Source organism: Mesorhizobium sp. NFR06, from assembly GCF_900115245.1.
Classification (GTDB): domain Bacteria; phylum Pseudomonadota; class Alphaproteobacteria; order Rhizobiales; family Rhizobiaceae; genus Mesorhizobium.
Genome location: NZ_FOVT01000007.1, coordinates 217,013 through 241,707, shown reverse-complemented (window position 1 = coordinate 241,707; position 24,695 = coordinate 217,013). Strand labels below are relative to the sequence as shown.

Annotated in this window: 27 protein-coding genes and 2 tRNA genes; 18 read left to right on the top strand and 11 right to left on the bottom strand. The window is 62.2% G+C overall.

Annotated features, from left to right (window positions below; all coding sequences use genetic code 11):
- The first annotated feature begins 87 nt into the window (after window positions 1-87).
- Genes F3H96_RS15515 through F3H96_RS15505 form a run of 3 tightly spaced genes read left to right on the top strand, consistent with a single transcriptional unit; the run spans window position 88 to window position 1,890 of the window.
- A complete protein-coding gene (locus tag F3H96_RS15515; RefSeq protein ID WP_149802600.1) occupies window positions 88-582 on the top strand; it encodes a DUF192 domain-containing protein in 495 nt (164 codons plus the stop codon).
- 16 nt (window positions 583-598) lie between these two features.
- Window positions 599-1,366 (top strand): alpha/beta hydrolase, encoded by a 768-nt coding sequence (locus F3H96_RS15510; protein WP_149802599.1) that lies wholly within the window; start codon window positions 599-601, stop codon window positions 1,364-1,366.
- 23 nt (window positions 1,367-1,389) lie between these two features.
- Window positions 1,390-1,890, top strand: a complete 501-nt coding sequence (locus F3H96_RS15505) for a GNAT family N-acetyltransferase (protein WP_149802598.1) — start codon at window positions 1,390-1,392, stop codon at window positions 1,888-1,890.
- 115 nt (window positions 1,891-2,005) lie between these two features.
- Here the strand turns inward: F3H96_RS15505 and F3H96_RS15500 are convergent, their stop codons facing one another.
- On the bottom strand, window positions 2,006-2,614 hold the full coding sequence (locus F3H96_RS15500; protein ID WP_149802597.1) for a hypothetical protein: 609 nt from the start codon (window positions 2,612-2,614) through the stop codon (window positions 2,006-2,008).
- Between the two features lie 121 nt (window positions 2,615-2,735).
- On the opposite strand from F3H96_RS15500, the gene cysE reads away from it, so the two are divergent.
- Together cysE and F3H96_RS15490 are read left to right on the top strand one after the other, a co-directional pair.
- Entirely contained in the window at window positions 2,736-3,584 is an 849-nt protein-coding gene (cysE, locus tag F3H96_RS15495) for a serine O-acetyltransferase (RefSeq protein ID WP_149802596.1), read from the top strand.
- A gap of 146 nt (window positions 3,585-3,730) precedes the next feature.
- Entirely contained in the window at window positions 3,731-3,934 is a 204-nt protein-coding gene (locus F3H96_RS15490) for a DUF3126 family protein (RefSeq protein ID WP_149802595.1), read from the top strand.
- A 162-nt stretch (window positions 3,935-4,096) separates the two neighbouring features.
- Here F3H96_RS15490 and F3H96_RS15485 read toward each other — a convergent pair whose 3' ends face one another.
- Together F3H96_RS15485 and F3H96_RS15480 are read right to left on the bottom strand one after the other, a co-directional pair.
- Window positions 4,097-4,363, bottom strand: coding sequence for an ABC transporter substrate binding protein (locus tag F3H96_RS15485; RefSeq protein WP_149802594.1), 267 nt, complete (start codon window positions 4,361-4,363; stop codon window positions 4,097-4,099).
- Between the two features lie 62 nt (window positions 4,364-4,425).
- Window positions 4,426-5,013: a hypothetical protein gene (locus tag F3H96_RS15480; RefSeq protein ID WP_149802593.1), complete on the bottom strand. Its 588-nt coding sequence runs from the start codon at window positions 5,011-5,013 to the stop codon at window positions 4,426-4,428.
- Window positions 5,014-5,354: 341 nt separating this feature from the next.
- On the opposite strand from F3H96_RS15480, the gene F3H96_RS15475 reads away from it, so the two are divergent.
- The 4 genes from F3H96_RS15475 to hupB all read left to right on the top strand — a co-directional run bounded on the left by F3H96_RS15475 (window position 5,355) and on the right by hupB (window position 10,711).
- Entirely contained in the window at window positions 5,355-5,984 is a 630-nt protein-coding gene (locus tag F3H96_RS15475) for an ATP-dependent Clp protease proteolytic subunit (protein WP_149802592.1), read from the top strand.
- 296 nt (window positions 5,985-6,280) lie between these two features.
- Window positions 6,281-7,555: an ATP-dependent Clp protease ATP-binding subunit ClpX gene (clpX, locus tag F3H96_RS15470; RefSeq protein WP_149802591.1), complete on the top strand. Its 1,275-nt coding sequence runs from the start codon at window positions 6,281-6,283 to the stop codon at window positions 7,553-7,555.
- Window positions 7,556-7,830: 275 nt separating this feature from the next.
- Window positions 7,831-10,242 carry an endopeptidase La gene (gene lon / locus F3H96_RS15465; RefSeq protein WP_149802590.1) on the top strand — a complete coding sequence of 804 codons (2,412 nt, stop codon included), beginning with the start codon at window positions 7,831-7,833 and terminating at the stop codon, window positions 10,240-10,242.
- 196 nt (window positions 10,243-10,438) lie between these two features.
- Window positions 10,439-10,711: a DNA-binding protein HupB gene (hupB, locus tag F3H96_RS15460; RefSeq protein ID WP_027166452.1), complete on the top strand. Its 273-nt coding sequence runs from the start codon at window positions 10,439-10,441 to the stop codon at window positions 10,709-10,711.
- Window positions 10,712-10,783: 72 nt separating this feature from the next.
- Here hupB and F3H96_RS15455 read toward each other — a convergent pair whose 3' ends face one another.
- Window positions 10,784-11,806: an aldo/keto reductase gene (locus F3H96_RS15455; RefSeq protein ID WP_149802589.1), complete on the bottom strand. Its 1,023-nt coding sequence runs from the start codon at window positions 11,804-11,806 to the stop codon at window positions 10,784-10,786.
- 185 nt (window positions 11,807-11,991) lie between these two features.
- Between F3H96_RS15455 and hxlB the strand changes: the two genes are divergently transcribed.
- The 3 genes from hxlB (at window position 11,992) to F3H96_RS15440 (ending at window position 13,741) form a co-directional block, all read left to right on the top strand.
- Window positions 11,992-12,552 carry a 6-phospho-3-hexuloisomerase gene (hxlB, locus tag F3H96_RS15450; protein WP_149802588.1) on the top strand — a complete coding sequence of 187 codons (561 nt, stop codon included), beginning with the start codon at window positions 11,992-11,994 and terminating at the stop codon, window positions 12,550-12,552.
- 3 nt (window positions 12,553-12,555) lie between these two features.
- Window positions 12,556-13,302, top strand: a complete 747-nt coding sequence (locus F3H96_RS15445) for a creatininase family protein (RefSeq protein ID WP_149802587.1) — start codon at window positions 12,556-12,558, stop codon at window positions 13,300-13,302.
- 76 nt (window positions 13,303-13,378) lie between these two features.
- Window positions 13,379-13,741: a hypothetical protein gene (locus tag F3H96_RS15440; RefSeq protein WP_149802586.1), complete on the top strand. Its 363-nt coding sequence runs from the start codon at window positions 13,379-13,381 to the stop codon at window positions 13,739-13,741.
- Between the two features lie 48 nt (window positions 13,742-13,789).
- Here F3H96_RS15440 and F3H96_RS15435 read toward each other — a convergent pair whose 3' ends face one another.
- The 3 genes from F3H96_RS15435 to F3H96_RS15425 all read right to left on the bottom strand — a co-directional run bounded on the left by F3H96_RS15435 (window position 13,790) and on the right by F3H96_RS15425 (window position 17,609).
- Window positions 13,790-14,707: a carbohydrate ABC transporter permease gene (locus F3H96_RS15435; RefSeq protein ID WP_149802585.1), complete on the bottom strand. Its 918-nt coding sequence runs from the start codon at window positions 14,705-14,707 to the stop codon at window positions 13,790-13,792.
- An 8-nt stretch (window positions 14,708-14,715) separates the two neighbouring features.
- A complete protein-coding gene (locus F3H96_RS15430; protein ID WP_149802584.1) occupies window positions 14,716-15,837 on the bottom strand; it encodes a sugar ABC transporter permease in 1,122 nt (373 codons plus the stop codon).
- A gap of 95 nt (window positions 15,838-15,932) precedes the next feature.
- Complete coding sequence (locus tag F3H96_RS15425; protein WP_149802583.1) at window positions 15,933-17,609, bottom strand: sugar ABC transporter substrate-binding protein; 1,677 nt, start codon at window positions 17,607-17,609, stop codon at window positions 15,933-15,935.
- Window positions 17,610-17,886: 277 nt separating this feature from the next.
- Here F3H96_RS15425 and ugpC point away from each other — a divergent pair, with 277 nt between their 5' ends.
- From ugpC to F3H96_RS15400, 5 genes are all read left to right on the top strand, one after another.
- Complete coding sequence (ugpC, locus tag F3H96_RS15420; protein WP_149802582.1) at window positions 17,887-18,942, top strand: sn-glycerol-3-phosphate ABC transporter ATP-binding protein UgpC; 1,056 nt, start codon at window positions 17,887-17,889, stop codon at window positions 18,940-18,942.
- A 27-nt stretch (window positions 18,943-18,969) separates the two neighbouring features.
- Entirely contained in the window at window positions 18,970-19,422 is a 453-nt protein-coding gene (locus tag F3H96_RS15415) for an RbsD/FucU family protein (RefSeq protein ID WP_149802581.1), read from the top strand.
- Between the two features lie 3 nt (window positions 19,423-19,425).
- Window positions 19,426-20,355, top strand: a complete 930-nt coding sequence (gene rbsK / locus F3H96_RS15410) for a ribokinase (protein ID WP_149802580.1) — start codon at window positions 19,426-19,428, stop codon at window positions 20,353-20,355.
- 136 nt (window positions 20,356-20,491) lie between these two features.
- Window positions 20,492-20,590 carry a putative RiPP precursor gene (locus F3H96_RS30885; protein WP_210248156.1) on the top strand — a complete coding sequence of 33 codons (99 nt, stop codon included), beginning with the start codon at window positions 20,492-20,494 and terminating at the stop codon, window positions 20,588-20,590.
- A gap of 478 nt (window positions 20,591-21,068) precedes the next feature.
- On the top strand, window positions 21,069-21,548 hold the full coding sequence (locus tag F3H96_RS15400) for a cytochrome C (protein WP_149802578.1): 480 nt from the start codon (window positions 21,069-21,071) through the stop codon (window positions 21,546-21,548).
- A gap of 384 nt (window positions 21,549-21,932) precedes the next feature.
- Here F3H96_RS15400 and F3H96_RS15395 read toward each other — a convergent pair.
- Window positions 21,933-22,009: transfer RNA gene (locus tag F3H96_RS15395), tRNA-Asp, on the bottom strand.
- Between the two features lie 217 nt (window positions 22,010-22,226).
- On the opposite strand from F3H96_RS15395, the gene F3H96_RS15390 reads away from it, so the two are divergent.
- Window positions 22,227-22,302 (top strand) — tRNA-Val (locus F3H96_RS15390).
- 140 nt (window positions 22,303-22,442) lie between these two features.
- On the opposite strand, the gene F3H96_RS15385 is transcribed toward F3H96_RS15390, so the two are convergent.
- The 3 genes from F3H96_RS15385 to F3H96_RS15375 all read right to left on the bottom strand — a co-directional run bounded on the left by F3H96_RS15385 (window position 22,443) and on the right by F3H96_RS15375 (window position 24,676).
- Window positions 22,443-22,955, bottom strand: a complete 513-nt coding sequence (locus F3H96_RS15385; protein ID WP_244620021.1) for a hypothetical protein — start codon at window positions 22,953-22,955, stop codon at window positions 22,443-22,445.
- 195 nt (window positions 22,956-23,150) lie between these two features.
- Entirely contained in the window at window positions 23,151-23,906 is a 756-nt protein-coding gene (locus F3H96_RS15380) for an ABC transporter permease (protein WP_149802576.1), read from the bottom strand.
- Window positions 23,903-24,676 carry an ABC transporter ATP-binding protein gene (locus F3H96_RS15375; protein WP_149802575.1) on the bottom strand — a complete coding sequence of 258 codons (774 nt, stop codon included), beginning with the start codon at window positions 24,674-24,676 and terminating at the stop codon, window positions 23,903-23,905. Before F3H96_RS15375 ends, F3H96_RS15380 begins: the two co-directional genes overlap by 4 nt.
- Window positions 24,677-24,695 lie beyond the last annotated feature (19 nt).

The window sequence follows — 24,695 nt, the reverse complement described above, 5'->3', positions numbered from 1 at the left end:
CCCCTTGCCGTGACGCCGCGATCTTGTCCGAAATCCGGTTCCACTTGCCCGGATCATGGTTTAGGACAGGCTCGGACGAGGTACCCTATGGCTCATCGCAATTGGCTGACTGCGGGCGCGCTCTGCGCCGCGATCGTTTTCGCTGCTTATCTCAGCGCCTTGAATCCGGGTTCGGCGGACGCGATGCTGCTGCCGATCGACCGGACGCCGCTGGTGGTGGCAACCGGCTCGGGCGAGCGTTCGTTCTCCATCGAAATCGCCGACACCTCCGCCGAGCGCGAGGCCGGATTGATGTTTCGCCAGACCATGGCCGACGATCACGGTATGTTGTTCGTCTTCGAAAGGTCGGACGAAGTCGATTTCTGGATGAAGAACACGCCCATGGCGCTCGACCTCATCTTTGTCGGCGAGGACGGCAGGATCAAAGCCATCAAGCGCGGCGAGCCCGAATCCGAGGCGATTATCTCACCCGGGCAACCGGTGCGCTTTGTGCTCGAATTGAAGGCAGGCACCGCCGCCAGGGACGGCATCAAGGAGGGCGACCTTTTGCGCCATCCAGCCATCGCCGCCGGTTCCAACTGAAGAGCAATTTCCGCCGATGCAATTCTTCTCGTATGACGGTTTCGAGCTTGCCTATCTCGATCGCCAGCCGGGTTCGGGGCAGGGCGACCCGGTGCTGATGATCCATGGCTTTGCCTCCAGCCACTATGTCAACTGGGTCTCGCCGGGCTGGTTCAAGACGCTGAACGATGCCGGCTACCGGGCGATCGCCTTCGACAATCGCGGCCATGGCTCGTCGTCGAAGAGTTATGACGAGGCGGATTACACGCCGGCCAAAATGGCGTCCGATGCGGCCGCGCTGCTCGGTCATCTCGGCATAGAGCGCGCCCATGTCATGGGCTATTCGATGGGCGCGCGCGTCTCGGCCTTCCTGGCGCTTTCCGATCCGGAGAAGGTCGCGACGCTGGTGTTCGGCGGCCTCGGCATCGGCATGGTCGACGGCGTCGGCGACTGGGATCCGATCGCGGCCGCGCTGCTGGTGGAGGACCCGTCTCAAACCACGCACCCGCGCGGCCGCTCGTTCCGCGCCTTCGCCGACCAGACGCGCAGCGACCGACGCGCGCTCGCGGCCTGCATCGCAAAGTCGCGCGAGCTGCTCAGCGAGGACGACATGGCGCGCATTGCCCAGCCGACGCTGATCGCCGTCGGCACCAAAGACGATATCGGCGGCTCGCCGGACGAGCTTGCCGCCCTGATGCCCAATGCCCGGGCGTTTCACATCGAGGGCCGTGACCATATGCTGGCCGTCGGCGACAAGAGCTTCAAGCAGCGCGTGCTCGAGTTCTACGCAGAAAATCCGCTCTGAGCGCGGCGCCGCCCGGGCTGACAATGGTCGATCTTCTCGTCACCTATATGGAGATGCTGGCGCCGCCGCGGGGCGCGCCGCCCGCGCCTCCTTTGCCGGACGCCATCGTGGCGCGAGAAAGACTTGATCCCTCCAGCTATATCGATCTCTACCGCGCGGTCGGTGAGCCGGTGCAATGGGATCAGCGTCTGCGCATGCCTGGGCCGGAACTCGAAACGCTGCTTGCCCGCGCCTCGACGCACATCCAGGTGCTGCGCGTCGGCAACGAGGCCGCAGGCTTCTGCGAATTCAACGATGTCGGCCAGTCGGCCGTCGAGCTCGTTCATTTCGGGCTGGTTCCGGCTTTTCAAGGCAAGCGACTGGGGCCGTTTCTGCTCGACCGCGCGTTGCGCGCCGCGTGGTCGCATCGGCCGAAAAGGCTTTGGCTTCATACCGATACTCATGACCACCCGGCCGCGCAGTCGGTTTATGGACGCGCGGGGTTCAGGGCCTATGCGCGAAGGATGGAGACTTTTCCGGACTAGAGCGTTTCACCGTTTCACGGAAACGGCAAACCGCCCTATCTCTTTGTTTTGACGCTTTGTTTTGACGCAATTCCGGGCGGAAAACCGCTCACACTTTTCCTGGAATTGCTCTTGACTAGGGTTTCAGCCCCTCCAGCATGGCCAGCGAGCGCTCGAGGTTCCGCCTCGCCTTAGGCTCGAAACGCCGCCGGAACTCGGCGGTTTGAAAAATATGCGGACGGGCGAGGAAACTCTTGAGGACCGCCGTTCGGCCGGCGCGCCACATCGGCTCCTCAACCCAGCTATATTCCAGCCGGACCGCTTTCTCATAGGCATCGAAGGTCGCAGGTTCGGCGCCGAGGATTGCCAAATCCATGTCGAGCAAAAGGGCGGCATCACCGGCGGCATCCTCATCTTCGAACGGCGGCAATTGATGGGTGGCCGTGGCGTTGATCATGGCCAGGATCCGGGCAAGGCGCGTCGGGCTGGCACGGCCAGAGAGTTTCCTCTCGGCCAAGGCGGCGCTCTTTGCCTCATTGTCCTTGGCGCGGCTGTCATAAATGGCGTCGTGGAACCAGATCGCCGCTTCGACGGCCTCTGGGTCATGAAAGAGATGCCGGTGTTCGGCCGCCAACGCCAGCATCGCTTCGATGTGAGCCAAGCTGTGATAGTGGCGATCCCCGAGCTGATAGAGCGCGGAAAGCTCGTTTTTGAGCGCGTCGTCGATCAAGGGTTCGTTTTCCATCGTCGCTTGAATTCGCGTGAACCAGATCCATTTGACAAAGCACTAAGGAAAATTGAGTTCAACCGTGCTATGATCTGTCCTATATGTGCCGCCGGAGAATGAGCAAGGCCGGAGAGCGTCGATGAACAGCGTAACGATTGCCCGCCCCAGCATGGTGCAGCCGGTCGATCCGATCTGGCGCTCGATCCGCGATGAAGCGATGGAAGCGGTCAACCGCGATCCGCTGCTCGCGGCTTTCCTCTATTCGACCATCCTCAACCAGGAGAGCTTGGAGGAGGCGGTCATCCATCGGCTGGCCGAGCGCCTCGACCATCAGGACATCGGTTCCGACCTCATCCGCCAGACGTTCAAGGCCATGCTTGCCGACGATCCGGAGTGGAGCACCACCGTCCGCGTCGACATCCAGGCCTATTACGACCGCGACCCGGCCTGCGACCGCTTCATCATGCCGGTGCTGTATTTCAAGGGTTTTCACGCCATCCAGACGCATCGGCTGGCGCACTGGCTGTGGAACCAGGGCCGCCGGGACTTCGCACTCTACCTGCAAAGCAGATCGTCATCGGTGTTCCAGACCGATATCAACCCTGCCGCGCGCATCGGCAGGGGCATCTTCATCGATCACGCCACAGGCCTGGTCGTCGGCGAGACGGCGGTCATCGAGGATGACGTTTCGATCCTGCACGGCGTGACGCTGGGCGGGACCGGCAAGGCCATTGGCGACCGCCATCCGAAGATACGCCGCGGTGTGCTGATTGGCGCCGGCGCCAAGATCCTCGGCAATATCGAGGTCGGCCATTGCTCGAAGATCGCGGCCGGATCGGTGGTGCTCTCGCCCGTCCCGCACAACAAAACGGTCGCCGGCGTGCCGGCGCGGGTCGTGGGAGAAACGGGCTGCGACCAGCCCTCGCGGCAGATGGACCAGCTGCTGCCGTCGCAGAGCATGGATCACGTGGTCAGCTTCGACATCTGACTCGGCCGCCATCGACCGCGGCCGGATTGCGGCCGTTCGTTTCAGGTGCCGGTTGTCCTGTGTTATGCCGCCGGCTTGCCTTTACATCGCCATCGTCGGCGTGTCAGAAGCGCGTTCCAACGAACAGCCGCATTCGGAGAAGACTTTTGAAACCCGACGAGATCAGAAAGCTGGACGCCTATTTCAAGCGCGTCTTCCAGAATCCCAGGCTTGAGGTAAAGGCGCGCCCGCGCAAGGAAGACTCGGCCGAGGTCTATGTCGGCGACGAATTCCTCGGCATCGTCTTCAAGGACGAGGACGACGGCGACTACAATTTCTCGATGGCGATCCTCGACGTCGATCTGGCCTGAGCTGCTCCCAGCGAAACGCTGCCCGGTCCGGCGACGGTACCGGATGTACGTCAGCCGCCAATTGGTCGAGCCTCCTGCTACTAGCCCGGCGGCGGTGACGTTCTTAAGTCAAGGAAGGGTGCGGGCGGAGGTGGCTTAAGCCATATCGCCCCATCCCGGCGGTTATCCGACGACTTGGCTGGCCAACCTCAGGAGACGATCGGGGAACGCGACCGCCATTTTGCGCGCAGCACTCAAATTCACGATCAACTCGGACCGGCGCACATATTCGACTGGAAGCGCGCCGGCGTTGGCTCCCTTGAGTATGCTGTCGACCTGGCTGGCCATTCGACGCGCGGCAAAGGCAAGGCTCGTGCCGTAGGCCATCAGCGGACCGTATCTTGCATGATCCCTGCCGAAGATTGCCGGCAGCCGCGCGTCGTTCGCCATCTCGACGATCTTGGCCCCGTATGTCGCTTGCGGTCGCGGATGCAAAACAATCCCGGTCGATCCTAGTACGGACAGTGCCGCTGGATGTGGACGCGCCGCCAGCTGGTCGAATCTTCCCGCACCACAACCCGGCGCGCCACTGTCGCGTATGAGGGCGGAATTTCCCGGATGCGTATTTGTTCCGGCCGCACCAGCACCTCGTGGGCGACGCCTTCGAATTCCGCCGGCAGAACAACGCGCCGGACGCGTTCGGGCTCGACGACCACCGTTTCGGCGACGCGCGCGTAGCGGGCCTTGCGCCATACCTTGGACAGCACCTTGCGGCCATGGATTAGGCGCCACTCCCAGGCATAGCCGCCGTCGTCGACCTTGACCGTGTGATAGACCGTGCGTGTCACCGCAGGGACGGTCTCATAGGTGACGCGGCGCGGCGCAATCTGATCCACGCTTTGGTAGGTGCCGTAAATCGGCGCATCGTAATCGACCACCTGTCCGCCAGGGCTCACCATCACGTCCTCATAGACGGTGTGGTAGAGCGCTGGCCTGTGGATCGGCTCGTAGCATTCGAGCGCACGGCCGCCGGCGGCGGTTTGAGAAACGGTGGCAAGCATCGCGACTGCCGCCAGCGATGCCGAGCTTTTGCGGATCATGACATTCCCCCGTTGAAAAAGGACGCCTTCACAACGCAGAACTGTAGCGGAAGGTCCGGGGGCGGACAGCGATTTCGAGCCTTTTCGTTAAGTGGTGCGGTTAAGGAATTGCTACCTTACGGATGGCGCCGACGGGCCAAACGGGACCCGGCCAGTCCCGTAAGGCCAAATCGCGCGTGCTTCGGCGGCACGGCGCTTGATTCGACTTAACCAGATGGCTAGGAGGGGCGACCTTGCGCTAGGGTGAGCCGGCATCCTATTTAGGTCGTAACCGATCCAGAACGATTCCGCGCGATTGCTGATACATCGAGGCTGGAATCCATCTCCAACAAGGGTAGTCCATGAAGAACCCCGTTGAAACCTACATGAACCTCGTTCCGATGGTGGTCGAGCAGACCAATCGCGGCGAGCGGGCCTATGACATTTTCTCGCGCCTGTTGAAGGAACGCATCATCTTCATCACGGGTCCGGTCGAGGACGGGATGGCGACGCTGGTTTGTGCACAGCTTTTGTTCCTCGAGGCGGAAAACCCCAAGAAGGAAATCAACCTCTATATCAATTCGCCGGGCGGCGTCGTCACCTCGGGCATGGCGATCTACGACACCATGCAGTTCATCAAGCCGGCCGTGTCGACGCTCTGCATCGGCCAGGCGGCCTCGATGGGCTCGCTGCTTCTGACCGCCGGCCACAAGGACATGCGTTTTGCCACGCCGAACGCGCGTATCATGGTTCATCAGCCGTCCGGCGGCTTCCAGGGCCAGGCTTCGGACATCGAACGTCATGCGCAGGACATCATCAAGCTGAAGCGCCGCTTGAACGAGGTCTATGTCAAGCACACCGGCAAGAGCTATGACGAGATCGAGAGGACGCTCGACCGTGACCATTTCATGACCGCGGACGAGGCCAGGGATTTCGGTCTGATCGACAAGGTCATCTCGAGCCGAGAGACCGCCGAGGCAGCCGTAGCCTGAACCCGACGACAGCGGCCAAATGGCAGCATAACGCGCTTTTGGCGCGTCTTGCAGCATTTCGGCCACATTTGGCTGTTCCCTCAGGCCTTGGGATTGCCTACGTTAAGGCTATGTTGATTTTCGACGGCTTAGCTTTGCATGGGGTTGCAGCGAATCATTGCCGCGTTTTCTGATTTGTGTTTCGTACGGAATGCGCTGTGTGGGCCGGGACACTGGCGGTGGCGGATTCCCGCGATAGATTGGTGAGACGTCACTCAAGCCAGACCACCGGCGGGCGTTGGTGAAAGGACAGAAAAATGAGCAAGGTCAGCAACGGCGGCGGTGATTCAAAGAACACGCTTTACTGCTCGTTTTGCGGCAAGAGCCAGCACGAAGTCCGCAAGCTGATCGCCGGTCCGACGGTCTTCATCTGCGACGAATGCGTCGAACTCTGCATGGACATCATCCGCGAGGAAAACAAGACCTCGATGGTGAAGTCGCGCGAGGGCGTGCCGACCCCGCAGGAGATCCTGAAAGTTCTCGACGACTATGTCATCGGCCAGCCTTACGCCAAGCGCGTGCTGTCGGTGGCCGTGCACAACCACTACAAGCGCCTCGCGCATGCCGGCAAGAGCAACGATGTCGAACTGGCGAAGTCGAACATCCTTTTGATCGGCCCGACCGGCTGCGGCAAGACGCTGCTGGCGCAGACGCTGGCCCGCATCATCGACGTGCCGTTCACCATGGCCGATGCCACGACCCTGACCGAAGCCGGCTATGTCGGCGAGGACGTCGAGAACATCATCCTGAAGCTGTTGCAGTCGGCCGACTACAATGTCGAACGCGCCCAGCGCGGCATCGTCTATATCGACGAAATCGACAAGATATCGCGCAAGTCCGACAATCCCTCGATAACCCGCGACGTATCGGGCGAGGGCGTGCAGCAGGCGCTGCTCAAGATCATGGAAGGCACGGTCGCCTCGGTGCCGCCGCAGGGCGGTCGCAAGCATCCGCAGCAGGAGTTCCTGCAGGTCGACACCGCCAACATCCTGTTCATCTGCGGTGGCGCCTTCGCGGGTCTCGACAAGATCATCTCCGATCGTGGCCGCAAGACATCGATCGGTTTCGGCGCGACCGTGGCGTCGCCCGAGGATCGCCGCACGGGCGACCTGTTCCGCCAGGTCGAGCCAGAGGATCTCTTGAAATTCGGCCTGATTCCGGAGTTTGTCGGTCGTCTGCCGGTTCTGGCGACGCTCGAGGATCTCGACGAGCCGGCGCTGATCCAGATCCTGACCGAGCCGAAAAACGCGTTGGTCAAGCAGTACCAGCGGCTGTTCGAGATGGAAAATGTCGACCTGACGTTCCACGAGAATGCGCTGTCGGCAATCGCCAAGCGCGCCATCGAGCGCAAGACCGGCGCGCGCGGCCTGCGCTCCATCATGGAAGCGATCCTGCTCGACACCATGTTCGAGCTTCCGGCGCTGGAAGGCGTGCGCGAAGTGGTGATCTCGGAAGAAGTAGTGTCCGGCAACGCCCGGCCGCTCTACATCTACTCCGAGCAGAAGGAGAAGAAGGGCTCGGTCAGCGCCTGAAATGGCATCTGGACCCTACGATTTTCATGGAACGGCGCCTGCGTGGCGCCGTTTTGCTTTGTGGGCGAGCCGCCCGGTGATGGAATGGATGTCCTGGCCGTGTTAACCCTTGATCTTTGCCCCGGCTGCATCCACCTAACAGCAGAAGGCCGATGCGCCGAATTCTGTGCTGTAAAACTCCCGTCACAAACGGTGGTAGGCGGAACGACACTCGGTCGTTAATATGAGATTCGCGGTTGGCTAAAATACGCGGCCGCGATATGAAAGGTTGGACAATGGCCAAGATATCCAAGGCTTCCGGCGACGGCGTTTTCGCAGTCCTCCCACTGCGCGACATTGTCGTGTTTCCGCATATGATCGTTCCGCTCTTTGTCGGGCGTGAAAAGTCGATCAAGGCGCTGGAAGAGGTGATGGGTCAGGAAAAGCAGATCCTGCTTGCCACCCAGATGAATGCAGCCGACGACGATCCTGAGCCCGATGCGATCTTCGACATCGGTACGCTCGCCAATGTGCTGCAGCTTTTGAAGCTTCCCGACGGCACCGTGAAGGTGCTGGTCGAGGGCGCCTCGCGCGCCAAGATCGTCTCATTCACCGATCGCGCCGATTTCCACGAGGCCCGCGCCGCGGCGCTTGCCGAGCCGGAAGAGGAAGAGGTCGAGATCGAGGCGCTTGCCCGCTCGGTCGTCACCGACTTCGAGAATTACGTCAAGCTAAACAAGAAGATCTCGCCCGAAGTGGTGGGTGCCGCCAGCCAGATCGACGACTATTCCAAGCTCGCCGACACGGTTGCCTCGCATCTCGCCATCAAGATTCCCGAGAAGCAGGAGATGCTCGCCACGCTTTCCGTCAAGGAGCGTCTCGAAAAGGCGATGGGCTTCATGGAAGCCGAGATCTCCGTGCTCCAGGTGGAGAAGCGCATCCGTTCGCGCGTCAAGCGCCAGATGGAGAAGACGCAGCGCGAGTACTACCTCAACGAGCAGATGAAGGCGATCCAGAAGGAGCTCGGCGAGGGCGAGGACGGTCGCGACGAGGCCGCCGAGATCGAGGCGCGCATCAAGAAGACCAAGCTCTCCAAGGAGGCCCGCGAGAAGGCGGAAGCCGAATTGAAGAAGCTGCGCTCGATGTCGCCGATGTCGGCTGAATCGACGGTCGTGCGCAACTATCTCGACTGGCTGCTGTCGATCCCGTGGGGCAAGAACTCCAAGGTCAAGCAGGACCTGGGCTTTGCGCAGGACGTGCTCGATGCCGACCATTTCGGCCTCGACAAGGTCAAGGAGCGCATCGTCGAGTATCTCGCCGTGCAGAGCCGGCAGAAGAAGCTCAAGGGGCCGATCCTGTGCCTCGTCGGCCCGCCCGGCGTCGGCAAGACCTCGCTCGGCAAGTCGATCGCCAAGGCGACCGGCCGCGAGTTCATCCGTATGGCGCTCGGCGGCGTGCGTGACGAGGCCGAGATCCGCGGCCACAGGCGGACCTATATCGGTTCGATGCCCGGCAAGGTCATCCAGTCGATGAAGAAGGCCAAGAAGTCCAACCCGCTCTTCCTGCTCGACGAGATCGACAAGATGGGCCAGGATTTCCGCGGCGATCCGTCATCGGCCCTGCTGGAAGTGCTCGATCCGGAGCAGAACTCGACGTTCATGGACCATTACCTCGAGGTCGAATACGACCTGTCGAGCGTGATGTTCGTGACGACGGCGAACACGCTGAACATCCCTGCGCCGCTGATGGACCGCATGGAGATCATCCGTATCGCCGGCTACACCGAGGACGAGAAGATCGAGATCGCCAAGCGTCACCTGATGCCAAAGGTGATCCGCGACCACGCCCTGCAGCCGAACGAATTCTCGGTCGGCGAGGATGCGATCCGCGGCATCATCCAGACCTACACGAGGGAAGCCGGCGTGCGCAGCCTCGAGCGCGAGTTGATGAAGCTTGGCCGCAAGGCGGTGACCGAGATCCTGCGCACGAAGAAGAAGACGGTGAAGATCACGGCGGACAACCTCGCCGATTATCTGGGTGTGCCGCGCTTCCGCTTCGGCCAGGTCGAGGCCGACGATCAGGTCGGCGTGGTCACGGGTCTTGCCTGGACGGAGGTCGGCGGCGAGCTGTTGACGGTCGAAGGCGTCATGATGCCCGGCAAGGGCCGCATGACTGTGACCGGCAATCTGCGCGACGTGATGAAGGAATCGATCTCGGCGGCGGCTTCCTATGTCCGCTCGCGGGCCATCGATTTCGGCATCGAGCCGCCGCTGTTCGACAAGCGCGACATCCACGTGCACTTGCCGGAAGGCGCGACCCCGAAGGATGGCCCGTCCGCTGGCGCGGCCATGGCCACGGCCATCGTGTCGGTGCTGACGGGTATTCCGGTCCGGGCCGATGTGGCGATGACCGGCGAGATAACGCTTCGCGGCCGCATCTTGCCGATCGGCGGTCTGAAGGAGAAGCTGCTCGCGGCACTGCGCGGCGGCATCAAGAAGGTCCTGATCCCGGAAGAGAACGTCAAGGATCTGGCGGAGATTCCGGACAATGTGAAGAACGGCATGGAGATCGTCCCGGTCTCGCGAGTCGGGGAGGTGCTTGCCCATGCGCTGGTCAGGATGCCGGAGCCGATCGAGTGGGTCGAGCCGGTCAATGCGCCGGCTCCAGTCGACAGCGGCGATGATGCCGGAAAGTCGCTTGCTCATTAGCGCATGCTAATATTGCGACGCACAAAGAGAGAGCCGGGCCTCAAGCCCGGCTTTTTCATGAAAAAAAGCGACGAAAAAGTGGAAAAAAGCCCGGAATTCCGCGGTTTTCGGCTTGGGTTCCGGAACGCTTCTTTCTAAAGTCCGTCTCCTGCCGGATGAGTCGTAAGTTCCGGTTTTCTCATGGAAGGGAATTTTGATGAACAAGAACGAACTGGTGTCCGCCGTCGCCGACTCCGCAAGCATTTCGAAGGCTGATGCGCAGTCCGCCGTCGATGCGGTGTTCTCCGTGATCACTGGCGAACTGAAGAAGGGCGGCGATGTCCGGCTTGTCGGCTTCGGAAATTTCACCGTGTCAAAACGCGCTGCTTCGACCGGCCGCAACCCGCAGACCGGCGCGGAAGTGAAGATTCCGGCGCGCACCGTGCCGAAGTTCTCGGCCGGCAAGGGCCTCAAGGACGCGGTCAACTAAGACCTTTTGCTTTACGATCAGAAAAGCCGGGCTTTGCCCGGCTTTTCTTTTTTGCGGCTGATCGGCGGCGGCTCAGGCCGTCGGCGCGTCGGCGCGCATCAGGCCTTCCTGCTTTAAATCCGCCCACAGCGCCGCCGGTATTTTGGTGTCGAGCAGCGCCCGGTTGCTTTCGACTTCGGCCGGCCGCTGGCCGCCCGGGATCACCGACATCACCGAAGGATGCTGCAGCGGGAACTGCAGCGCCGCCTCGATCAGGCGCACGCCATGCCGCTTGCAGACCGCCTCGATGCGCGCCACACGATCCAGGATCTCCTTCGGCGCCTCGCTGTAATTGTAGAAGGCGCCGGGCTTCGGCCCGGTTGCAAGCACGCCGGAATTATAGGGGCCGCCGAGGACGATGCCGATGCCGCGCTTCTGGCAAAGCGGCAGGAAGCTGGCAAGCGCTTCCTGCTCGAGCAGCGTATAGCGGCCGGCGAGCAGGAACAGGTCGAAGTCGCCGCGCTCGGCGAGCGTCTGGGCAACCTGCCACTCGTTGATGCCGCCGCCGAAGGCCTTGATCACGCCCTGGTCGCGCAATGCGAGCAGGGCGTAATAGCCGGACGACATGAACTCCTCGATGCGCCGGTCCGACGCTTCCTTGCTGCCATGGGTGAAAATGTCGACGTCGTGGACGAAGAGGATGTCGATGCGGTCGACGCCAAGGCGCTCCAGCGAGGCCTCGAAGGAGCGCATGACGCCGTCATAGCTGTAGTCGTAGACTTCCCGGCGCGACGGCGTCTCGAAGAACTTGCCGATGCCGGTGCGCTGGTCCGGCGGGGCGACGCGCATGATGCGGCCGACCTTGCTGGACAACACATAGTCGTCGCGCTTCCTGGCGCGCAGGAAAGGGTTGAGGCGGGTTTCCGACAGGCCGAGGCCGTAGAGCGGTGCCGTATCGTAGTAGCGGCAGCCGGCCGTCCATGCCGCCTCCAAGGTGGCGTTGGCGTCCTCGTCGGAGATGGCGTGGTAGAGATTGCCGAGCGGCGCTGTGCCGAAGCCGAGCTCGGTGAAGGTGATGCCGCCATTGCCGATGCGGTCGAAATGCCGTGTCTTCATGTCTGACGATGTCCCGGAGTGTTTTGTCTGACATGACACTATCACGCTCGTGGCCCAGCAAAAGTGTCGAGGCTCGTTGGACGGCGATTTTCGCGGTGATAGCATGAACAAAAACAAGCCTTTCACAGCGCCGCGTCGCAGATCCGTGGAGCCCAGCCAGATCGCGGCAGACAGGGTGAGCCCTCATGACCAAAGCCGGGATGTTCGCGACCGCGCTGGACGAGCTTGGCGTTGTCCTGGCGCGCATCGACGAGAGCCGGATCGACGCCGCCTGCAGGATGCTGGCCGGCGCCGGCAAGATCGCCGCCTATGGCTGCGGCCGCGAGGCGTTGCAGGTGAAGGGCTTCGCCATGCGACTCTACCATTTAGGCATGCCGGTGTCGGTGGTGGGCGACATGACAACGCCGCCGCTCGGGCCGGGAGACGTTTTCCTGGTGAGTTCCGGACCGGGCGAGACCACCACGGTGCTGGCCTTGATGCGGGTAGCCCGCGAAGCTGGCGCGAAGGTGCTGCTGGTGACGGCCGAGCCAAGCAGCACCGCCGCAAGATTCGCCGACTTCGCGCTGCTCATTCCGGCGCAGACCATGGCCAGCGACCAGGGCGCTGCCAGAACCTCGGTGCTGCCGATGGGCTCGCTTTTCGAGGGCGCGCTGTTTCTGTTGTTCGAAATCATGGTGCTGAAGCTTAAACGCCTGACCAATGCCACCGCGGAAGCGATGCGCGCCAGGCACACCAATATGGAGTAGGTAATGCGCTACGAGCTGATGCTGCCGCACCAGATCCGCAAGGCGATCGAACAGAACTGGCCGGTCGTGCTGCCGCTTGGCGTGCTCGAATATCACGGCGAGCACATGGCGGTCGGTATGGACACGCTGGCGGTGGTCAAGACGGTGGAATTGATCGAGAAGGAGACGGACATCGTCATCCTGCCGGCCTTCTACTATGGCGCAGCGAGCTACGCGGTGGCGGCGCCGGAAGGCAGCGGCTCGGTGCAGGTCGGTGGTCCGGCGCTTTCGCCTTTCGCGGAGGAATTGTTCTACGGCCTTTTGCGCGTCGGCTTCCGCAACATCCACGCCATCATCCATCACCAGACCGAGAATTTTGCGGCCGGCATGCCGACCGATCTCGCTTTTAAGACCGCCGGCCGGCAGGCGATCTTCCGCTTCCTGGAAAAGGAGCGCGGTGAGGGTTGGTGGGGTTCCAACAGCATGGCCGATTACTATGCTGGGCATGCCCAGGGCGAGAATGTCTTCAACTGGGTGCAGGTGCATCCACTGATGCCGGCCACGATGAACGGAAAGTACCCGTTCGATCATGCCGGCATCGGCGAGACGTCGCTCATGCTGGCGCTATGTCCCGAAGCGGTGGACGCAGCGCATTTCGCGGACAATGCCGGCTGGTACACGAAAAGCGCGTCCGAGGCGTCGGCCGAGCTGGGGCAGAAGGGCGTCGCGATGATCCTCGAGCACCTGCGGGCTACGCTGAAGGCGGGATAGAGCGTCATCCTTGTATTAGAGAAGCCTAAAATGATATGATCGCACCGAGAATGCCGTTGGCCATCGGAGCGGCTCGGTGCAGGTGGTCGGAATACACATTGCAAGTATTGCAGGCGTCGTCGTCACGGCTGCGATGCTTGATGATGTGCCCGCGTTCGCGCACAGCGCCGACGGCAATTGGACGTACCCGCCGGCCTGCTGCCGGGGGGATATGACTGCAGGCGAATGCGGAAGCATTCCCAGTGCGACCGTCACACCTTATGCCGATGGCTATGTAATCATCCTGCGGCCGGGCGATCATCGGAAGGTCACCCGTCAGAACCGCTATTTCGTTCCCTACGACAGCGTCATGCCATCCGGCGATGAGAAGTTCCACATCTGTCTGCATCCGACCGAGGAGCACGAGAATTGCTTCTTCGCCCCGGCCGAGGCGATGTAGACGACGGCACCGACTTGCTGATTGGATAGCTAGCAGATCAGCCTTTGGCTATTTCACCGAGCCCGCCGTCATGCCCATGATCAGGTAGCGTTCGAGGGCGATGCCGATGATCGCCAGCGGTGCGATCGCGGCCGTGGCAAGGGCTGCCATCGACCACCAGTTGATGCCTTGCGAGCCGGTCTGGCTCGCCACCATGACGGGGATCGTCTTCGCGTCCGTCGACGTCAGCAGGGCGGCGAAGAAATACTCGTTCCAGCACAGCACCATCGCCAGGATGAAAGCGGCGACCATGCCCGGCAGAGCGATCGGCATGACGATGCGGAAAAATGCGCCCCAGATCGAGAGCCCGTCGACGAGCGCTGCTTCCTCCAATTCGACCGGGATCGAGTTGAACTGGTCGCGCATGATCCAGATGACGATCGGCAGCACCATCAGCGTATAGAGGAGCACGAGGCCGATCCGCGTATCGAGCAGCGCGACTTCGCGGTAGAGCACCAGGAAGGGGAGCGCCAGCACGACCGGGGGCAGGATCAGCTGCGACAGGAAAAAGAAGGAAATGTCCTCGTTCTTGAACCAGGCGAAGTGATAGCGATAGCGGGTGAGCCCGTAGGCGGCGAGGCTGCCGATAATGATGGCGAGGCCCGACGCGCCGACCGAGGTGATGACAGAGTTCATGAAGCGCTTGAGGAACTCGTCGCGGACGGTCGACGTCTGGAAGATCGAATCCGGTGACAGCCCCAGCGAGCGCCAACCCTTCCAGTCCGGCGTAAAGTCGACGAAGGGGATGAGATGGCCTTGCGTGACGTCGACCGCCGATTTGAACGAGGTGGTGATGGTCCAGTAGATCGGGAACAGGCAGACGAAGGCCCAGAACACCAGCGCGCCATAGATGAAGACGCGGCTGGCGACGAAGGCTGCCGGCGAGCGGATTTCCGAGACGGTGTAGTCGGTGGTCTGGACGCTCATGGTTTCGCTCAGTTGACGTTGCGCACGAAGCGGCTGGCGATCTTCAGCAGCCAGGTGATGAACACGACGATCATGATCAGATACACCATGGCGAGCATGGTGCCGTAGCCGACATTCGAGCGGTCGCGATATTCGCGGTAGATGAAGCTCGAAACGGAATCGGTCGCGCCGCCGGGGCCGCCGGATGTCACTGTGATGATGATGTCGGCGAGCTTCAGCTTGAAGATGATGCGCAGGATCACCGCCGTCACCGACACCGGCAGCATCAGCGGGAAGGTGACCTGCCAGAAGGTTTGCCACGCGGTCGCACCGTCGACGCGCGCTGCCTCGATCACCTCGCGTGACATGGCCTGCAGTCCGGCGAGCAGCATGATCATCATGAAAGGAATGAAGGTCCAGGCGTCGAGCACCATGATCGAGATGCGCGCGATGATGGGGTCGGAGAAGAAGGCGGGATTGTCCCAGCCGAGGGCGCGCGCCAGCGTCGCGGCGGGGCCGAATCGGTATTCCATCAGCGACTTGCCGATCATCCAGGACACTGCGACCGGCGATAGCATCAACGGAAGGAGGAAGACGACGCGGAAAAACTTGCGTGCACGGATCTGTGCGTTGAGAAGCAGCGCCAGGCCGAAGGCGATGACATATTCGACCAGCACCGCAAGCACATAGAGCACCATGTTGAACAGCGCGTTGCGGTAGTAAGGATCGGCCAGCATCTGCCAGAAATTGTCGAGGCCGTTGAACTTGCGGCCCGAAAACGAGCTGAGGTTCCAGTCGGTCAGCGCGATGTAGAAACCGAACAGCGTCGGGAAGATCACCATGGCGATGGTGAAGAGCAGCGCCGGCAGCAGGAACAGCGCCCGCTGGCCGTCCTCGCCGCGCGTCAGTACCTGCCAGGCGCCGAGCGCCACACCCCATAGGACATAGCCGTAGATCACCGGTCGCCAGGTATAGAAGCCGATCGTGTCGACCTCGGTCTTGTAGAGGATCTGCACGATGATCAACGCCAGGAGAGCGATGGTCGCCGCAATCAACAAGGTCCAGCCGAGGCGCTTGCGACTAGCCGGTATCAGATCCGCCGATGTCGAATTTGCCGGCCACGCATTCGCGGTCGATATCTGGTCAGCCACTACTCTTGCCTCTTTGCAGAAATGACCGGCCGGAGCCGGTCAAGATACGGCCCGGCGACGAGGTGTCGCCGGGCCGCGACGTCTCCCGAGACAGCCTACATGCCGAGCGAGGCTTTGTAGAGCTTGATCTGGTTTTCGCGGCCGATCTGGTCGGTCAGCTTTTCCCAGGCGGCGGCGATGGCGTCGGCGCCTTCCTGCGCCTTCATCTTGCCGGCGAAGGTGTTGGCCAGGATATCCTCGGCGGCGCTGTAATACTGGAAGATGCCGGGGATGCGGGGCTCGATCGCTGCATTCGGGTGGTTGTAGCTGTCGGCTTCGGACTTGAGATACGAGCTAATGAACGCTTCGTCGTAGCCAGCCGCCACCCACTCCGGAATGTCGAAATGGCTATTGCGGTACGGCTGGAAGCCGGACGGGTAGGCGGCGCACCAGAGCGACAGGTCCTTGCCGCCGAGATGGGCCGCCGCCGACCAGGCTGCCTTCTTCTTCTTCTCGTCGCTATCGACGCGGGCCATGACGTAGACGCCCCAGCCGAGATAGGCGCAGTTCGGCGCATAGTTCGGGCCGCTGGCGAGCTTGTCCCACTTGCCGGTCTTGGAATTGTAGACGTCGTCGGAACCCGGCAGGATCGAGAAGCCGGTGACGTCCCCGACGACCGAAGAGTCATTGGTCTTCGCATTCGAACCAGCATCTCCCCACCAAGCCAGCATCGAACCAGTGCCGCCCAGGAATTGGGAGAAACAAGTCTGGTTCGGATCGGCGTTGATTTGATCTTGCGGTTCGAAAGGCAGCGCGTCGATCACGTCCTGGATCGCCCGCACCCAGGCCGGGTTGTTGACGCGCGGTTTCATCGTATCAGGATCGAACAGCCAGGCCTTGTCGTCGGGGTGCTTGGCATAGGCGCTGGCGCGGCTGCCGAGGAAGTAGAAGCCGAAGCCGCCCCAGGGCTTGGGGGCGTCGAGATAGCCGTAGACGTCCTGGCCCTTCACCTGCTTGCCCTTTAGGAACTTGGTCGCCGCCTGCACCTGCTGCCAGGTCTTCGGCACGCCCCACTCCGTCAGGCCAGCCTTGTCGCCGCTGTCGGCTTTCCAGGCATCTGCCAGCCCGGAGTCGGAGAACACGTCGGTGCGGTAGTTGAAGTTGTGCGTGTCGCCGTCAACGGTCACGCGATATTGCTTGCCGTTCCAGGTGCCGACCGGCGGCTTCAGATAGGCGACTAGGTCGTCCATATCGATCTGCTTCCTGACCCAATCCGGCATCTCGGAAGTCAGGCCCTTGCCGCAGACGTCGCCTTCGAACGGCGCGCCCATCTCGACGATATCGAAGTCGATTGTGTTCGTGGCGATCGCCTGCTGCAGGCGCGGGTTGTAGTCGGCCTGGGCAAGGTCGATCCAGCTGATCTTGGCGCCGGTGTAAGCCTCCCAGGGCTTCAGGAAGCCGCGGAACAGCACGTTGTGCAGGTTCTGGTTGTTGAGGCCCATGAAGGTGAGCTCGACCCCGGCGAACTCGCCTTGCTTGACATTGGCCTTGGTCGCCTCGAGGCAGAGCTCGCCGACCTTCTGGAAGTCGGCATCCGTCGGCTGACCCTTGCCGACGCCGGGTATCTGCAAGATCTTGGCGCGCAATTCGCTGGCGGCGGATGCTGGCCGGGTCAGCGCGCCGAGGCCAGTGCCTGAGGCCGCGGCGAGTGCGGCCATGCTGGCAGCACCCTTCAAGAGATCGCGGCGGTTCGCGCCGGCGCGCATCAGTTTTTCGTAAAGATCGACTCTCATTTAAGGTTCCTCCCAGAACTTCAGTCGTGAATTGAATTGCCAATCTCGGACGTCGAAACGTCTGCGGTTCTCCTATACCATAGGGGGGCGTTGGACCCCACCCTGCGTCGCCTGGAGATCCGATTTGCAGCACAAGGACCAGCTGTCGGATTGGCACTCGCCACTATTCGCGTAATCGATTACCTTGTCAACAAGATAGGCTTTTTATCTATAAGATACCGACTTGCCGTTGCCCTTGGCAATGGCTAGCTTCACCGCAAAACATAAAGGGGAGACGATGGCTCAAGTCGCAATCAGCAGTGTGGCCAAGGCGTTCGGAACCGTCAAGGTCCTGCATGAGGTCAGCGTCGATATCGCCGACGGACAATTCGTCGTGCTGGTCGGCCCGTCGGGATGCGGCAAGTCCACCCTGTTGAGGATGGTGGCGGGGCTGGAGACTGTTTCGGGCGGCACGATTTCGATCGGCGACCGCGTCGTCAACAATCTGCCGCCGGCCAAACGCGACATCGCCATGGTGTTCCAGAACTATGCGCTCTATCCGCACAAGACGGTGGAGCAGAACATGGCTTTCGCACTGAAGCTGCGCGGCACCGATCCGGCCATCGTCGCCGAGCGGGTCAAGCGCGCCGCCGACATTCTCGACCTCGCCCCTTACCTCAAGCGCTATCCGCGCCAGCTTTCCGGCGGCCAGCGTCAGCGCGTCGCCATGGGCCGCGCCATCGTGCGCAATCCGCAAGTGTTCCTGTTCGACGAGCCGCTTTCCAACCTCGACGCCAAGCTGCGCGTGCAGATGCGCACCGAAATCAAGGAACTACACCAGCGGCTGAAGACGACCACCATCTACGTCACGCACGACCAGATCGAGGCCATGACCATGGCCGACAAGATCGTTGTGATGCGCGACGGCCGCATCGAGCAGGTCGGCGCGCCGCTTGAACTGTTCGACCGGCCGGCGAACCTTTTTGTCGCCGGCTTCATCGGCTCGCCTTCGATGAACCTGCTCAAGGGCACGGTGAAAAAAGGCGGGAAGCCGGTGGTCGAGATCGCCGGCACGGCATTTCCGATGCCGTCGGGCGCCGCCGAGGATGGCCAGGCGGTTGTCTACGGCGTGCGGCCTGAACATCTGGAGATCCATCCGGACGGTGTCGAGGCCAAGATTTCCGTGGTCGAGCCGACAGGCTCCGAGACCCTGGTCTTCGTGCGCTTCGGAGAGGGCGAGATGGTAGCGCTGTTTCGCGAGCGCCACGATTTCAAGCCGGGTGACACGCTCAAGCTCAAGCCGCGTCTCGACCAGGTCCATCTCTTCGACGCCGGAACCGGCAAGCGTCTCTGACCGCACACAATCCTTCAAGAGGAAATCATGCTCAAAGGGATCAATCCGCTGCTCAATGCCGACGTGCTCCAGGCGCTGCGGGCGATGGGCCATGGCGACGACCTGATCATCGCCGACACCAATTTCCCGTCCGATTCCGTGGCCCGGCAGACGGTGCTCGGCAAGCTCCTGCGAATCGACGCATCGGCGGCAGACGTGGTGAAGGCGGTGCTGTCGCTCTACCCGCTGGATACTTTCGTCAACGATGCGGCCGCGCGCATGGAGATCGTCGGCAAGCCGAACGACATCCCGCCCGTGCAGAAGGAGGTTCAGAAGGCGATCGACGCGGCCGAGGGCAAGCCCTGGCCGATGATCTCGATCGAGCGCTACGCCTTCTACGAACGCTCCAGGAAAGCCTATTGCGTGATCCAGACCGGCGAGCGCCGCTTCTATGGCTGCTTTGCCTTCCGCAAGGGCGTCGTGCCGCCGGATGCGGAGTAAGCCATGGCCACCGGCAAGCCTGTCGTCATCCTGGGTGTCTTTGTCGCCGACACGGCCTATCGTGCCGACCGTCAGCCGCGCCTGGGCGAGACGATCCTCGGCAATTCCTTCAAGCTCGGCCCCGGCGGTAAGGGCTCGAACCAGGCGGTGGCGGCAGGCAAGCTCGGCGCCGACATCACGTTCCTGACCCGTCTCGGCGTCGATGCCTTCGCCGACATGGCCAAGCAGACCTGGGAGGATGCCGGCGTGAAGAGCGCCGTCATCGACACGCCCGACAGCTATACGGGCGCCGCCTATATCTTCGTCGAGGAAGGTACCGGCAACAACGCCATCATCGTCAGCCCGGGCGCGGCTATGCTGATCTCGCCCGCCGACATCGAGGCGCATGCCGGGCTGATCCGCTCGGCCGGCGTTTTCGTCACGCAGCTCGAGCAACCGATCGAGGCTGCGCTGAAAGCATTGCAAATCGGGCGCGGGGCGGGGGTGACGACCATCTTGAACCCGGCGCCGGCCGCCAGCCTGCCGGACGGCATCTACACGCTGTGCGACTATGTCACGCCCAATGAGACCGAAGCCGAAGGCCTGACCGGCATCAAGGTGTCGTCGATCGATGACGCCCGCCGCGCCGCCGATGACCTGCTGGCGAAAGGTGTCGGCGCTGTCATCGTGACGCTCGGCGAGAAGGGCGCGCTGCTGCATACCAAGAGCCGTTCCGAGCATGTCGGCGCGGTCAATGCCGGGCCTGTGGTCGAGACCACCGGCGCTGGCGACGCCTTCAACGGCGGCCTCGCCGCGGCCTTGGCAAGAGGCGTCGAGCCGCTGGAGGCGGTGCGCTTTGCCTGCGCGGTCGCCGGCATTTCAGTGACACGCCCGGGCACCGCGCCGTCGATGCCGACCCTGAAAGAGGTCGAGGCGCTGCTGATGAAGACCTGACATCTGGTGAACCGACCGACGCGTCTCCTCCTCGTCGGCCGGCTGCGGACCGCTTTTTAGCGGTCTCTTGATCTGGAACGCAACCGAAGCGGGCGCGTTCATGGTCCTGCCGGCAACGCGCAATCGGAACGGTAAGATGAAAAAACCTTACGAGAAGCCGACGCTCGTGAAGCGCGGGAAGCTCACCAGGAAGACCGCCCAGATCGTCGCTTCCGGCGTCATACTGGGCGAGTGATAAACCGGGCCAGTGATTTCCAAATCGGCCGCGCTTGAAGGGTAATGAGCGACGGGACAGCGCTACAGGATCCTGCCGGTCAGGTCCAGCATCGTCGTTGCGCCTTGCTCGCTGCCGGGCATGTGCACGACCCGCAGCACGCGAAGGTCCTGGTTCGATCCTTCGACCGGCATCGACACGCTTTCCCCAACCCGCGGCGATTCCTGGAAGGCGAGCTCGTCGACATCGCTGGCGTCATCGATCGAGCGCGCGCTGGGCGGCTCTGAGCTGCTCCCGGCTGGGCAGTCTGCGCTTGCGCTAATATCAGATAAGCCTAATGTACCTCAGGAATCTGGCCGTTAAGAGGATGCGGCGGCGCATTAGGATTGAGCGCCATGTCGGTTTGCCCATTCCAATGGCAACGCATGTAGTGTGACCGACGCACCCTACTGTCCGCGTAAGCTGACACCCCTGTGAACCAAGCAAGGAGGCAGCGAATATGCGAACAGTCGATCTTTGTGCGGCCGTTGCTCTGTGCATCGTGCCATCCAGCCTACTGGCGGCAGACGAGGTTTCCGTCGAACGCGGCTTATATATTTCGATCATAGGCGGCTGCCATTTCTGCCACACGGAAGGATACCGTGAAGCCGACGGGAAAATCGATCCGGACAAAGCCTTGAAGGGCTCTTCCGTGGGCTGGCAGGGTCCGTGGGGCACGACCTACGCCGTAAATCTCAGGGATTCAGCAATGGGCTTTGATGAGGACGCTTGGGTCGACCACCTCAAGAACAAGGTCTTTTTGCCGCCGATGCCCTGGTACCAAGTCCAAGCCATGACCGAAAGCGACATGCGTTCGGTGTATCTCTACATCAAATCGCTCGGACCACCCGGCGAGTCGGCACCGTATTACCGGGAGCCCGGCAAGGAGCCGAGGACACCTTACGTCACACTGGCGCCACCGCAGATGCCGAAGAAGTAGTGTCGCTACGATCTGGCGGCGCCGAACCATGTGACCATGGCTCGGAAGGAAGTGATCGTCGCTTACGCAACGTGAAGCCACAACTTGTGGCTCGTCGTCGGGATAAAAGGCCCGCTGCTTCGGTGGCGGGCTTTTCTTGTGGCAGAAAAGTCACGCAGCTTGAATATGCAGAGCTTCAACCGCCGCGAGCTTATTGTCCACCTAAGCGAGGCGTACCGTCATCGACGGGCAGGGGAATGCCCTGACTGGGGCACGTGATCTTCCCGAACTAGCGCCCGCTGCCGATGGTGGCGGGCTTTTTTGTTGCCGGTGCTTACATGGACAAAAAGATTTCTGGCCACCATTGGCTGCGAAGCGAAAAACCGAAGCTTTTCAGGTAGTTGATGGCGCGAGTGACGGGGCTCGAACCCGCGACCTCCGGCGTGACAGGCCGGCACTCTAACCGACTGAGCTACACCCGCGCACTGACGAGCACGTGTCAGGCGTGTTCGTCGTTGGGCGGTGGATAAGGGGTTCGCCTGCGGGTGTCAAGCGCGGCATTCAAGCATAACAGCAATCAGGAGAAGGTTTTTTGACAGCGGCGCCGATGCTGGGGAAAACCGCCGCGAGGCCAACATGGCGGTTGTTCATTTGGCCTTGCGAATGCGGCCCTAACTGCTTAAAGGTCCGCGCTCAAGCGGGCGATTAGCTCAGTTGGTAGAGCGCTTCGTTTACACCGAAGATGTCGGCGGTTCGAGTCCGTCATCGCCCACCATCATTGCGGATATCTGCCGCAAATCCAAAATAAGCTTGGCGATCCGCCAAATGACCTTGGCGATTTGGTTGCGCCTCGGGGCGGCAAATCATGGGCGCGACGAAGGGGCGATCAAACGATCGCCCCACTTCTATCGCCGGTTACTGCCTGACATAGCAGCGCTTGTGGGCGCCGGGAGCCGGGTCGTCGCCAAAGGCGTCGTTGCCGCAACGGACGCCGTTCCTGAAAACATCCTGCGTGTACTGGCCACGCGCGCCGTATCTGACCAGCGCGCGGCCGCGGAAATCGCAGTACTCACCCTCCCTGGCACAGGCGACCCATTCGCCGCGACCCGGCCGCGAGCCGTAATCGTCGTCCCCATAGTCGTTGTCATTGCCATAATCGCCGCGACCGCGCGCCACGAAATAGCATGCTTTTTCACGGCCGGGGGCGGGGTCGCCAAAAACGCGATTTGAGCAAGGCACGGCCTGACTGTAGAAAAACCGCGAGGTCGTTCGGCCCCGGGCGCCGTAGACCACTTCCGCGGGATAGGGCAAGCGGCACATACCGCCTTCATGCGCGCATCGCCGCAGTTGCTGCGCCGAGGCTGCGGTGGGGAAAAGGGCGGTGGCGGTCGCGGCCAGGCCAACGAGGCAAATGACTGCCAACGCCATTCGCATCAAGAAAACTGGTGCTTTTGACACGGTTCGTCTCCCGTTTTGATTTCACCCGGCACCCTACAGCTCAGCTGTTGAATGCCCGATGAACGCGTTGGCCTCCGGTCACATGTCCGATTATCGCTCGCAATATGGGATTGTCGAGAGACCAGAGAGGCGATGCCAACCCATGTTGCCGGGAGCGGCCGGATTTCAGTATTTTATCATGCGCCTCTCGATGAGGACCACGATGCAGAACAGCGCGATCGACAGCGACGACGACAGCACGATCGCGGCGTAGAGGCGGTCCGACTGGTAGTTGAAGGTCGCCTGGATGATCAGCGCGCCGAGGCCCTTGTCCGAGCCGATCCACTCGCCGACGATGGCGCCGATGACGGCCGTCGCGGAGGCGATACGGAGCGAGGAGAACAGCATCGGCAGCGCGCGCGGCAGGCGCAGGGCCCAGAAAATCTCCGAGCGTGTCGCCGACAGCACGCGGAACAGCTCGTGCTCATTGTCGCCAGCCGAATCGAGGCCGCGGATCATGTTCACCAGCGTCGGGAAGAAGCAGATCACCGCGGCGATGACGATCTTCGGCGTCATGCCCAGGCCGAAGATCAGGATGATGATCGGCGATAGCGCCAGGATCGGAATGGTGTTGAAGAACAGCACGATCGGGAAGTAGGCGGCCTGCAGGGTGCGGCTGTGCACGAAGAGCACGGCGAGCAGCACCGCGGCCAGATTGCCGATGACGAAACCGGCCAGCGCCTCGATCAGCGTCGGCCTCAGATTGTCGATGAGCAGCGCCAAATTCTTCTGGAAGACGCCGAAGATTGCCGTCGGCGTGGGTACGATATAGGCCGGCACGCCGAGCAGCGGCAGAAGGTATTGCCAGGCAAGCAGGATCGAAGCCGCACCCAGGACGGGAAGCGCGATGCTCATTTGCGGGGAGAGCGGCGTTTGTCTCACGATGCCCGCTCCAACGCCGTCCGCAAATCGGCCATGGCGGCGACAATCGCCGCGTCCTCGCGCCTGCAGCGATTGCCGTCCTGCTTGAAGGGGCGCATGTCGAGGTCCCTGACCACGCGCCCCGGATTGGCGGCCAGCACGATGACACGCTCGCCGACATAGGCCGCTTCGGCAATCGAATGGGTTACGAACAGGATCGTCGTGCCGGTGCGTCGCCACAGCGCAAGCAATTCGTCGTTTAGGCGGTCGCGCGTGATCTCGTCGAGGGCGCCGAAAGGTTCATCCATCAGCAGCAGTCTGGGTTCGCCGAGCAGAGCGCGGGCGATGGCGACACGCTGGCGCTGGCCGCCGGAGAGCTGATGCGGCAGGCGCTCGCCGAAAGCGCCGAGACCCATCAGTTCGAGCAGCTCGGCGCTGCGGTCATCGATCTTGCGGGTCAGGCTGCCCTGGCCGACGCCAAGCGGCAGGCGCACATTCTCGCGTACCGTGCGCCAGGGCAGGAGCGTCGAGTCCTGGAAGACGAAACCGACATCGCGGCGCGAGCGGACCGCGTGCGGCGTCTCGCCAAGCACACTGATCGTGCCGCCGAGCGGATCGAGCAAGTCGGCCACGACCCTGAGCAAGGTCGACTTGCCGCAACCCGAGGGCCCCAGGATCGACAGGAAGGAACCGGCCGCGACGGTCAAGTCGAGGCCGGCGAGCACTTTGACGGCTGTCTGCCGGCCGCCATAGCCGACATCGAGCTTGAGGGCTTCAATCGCGTTCGGCATCGGATCAGCATAACGTTTG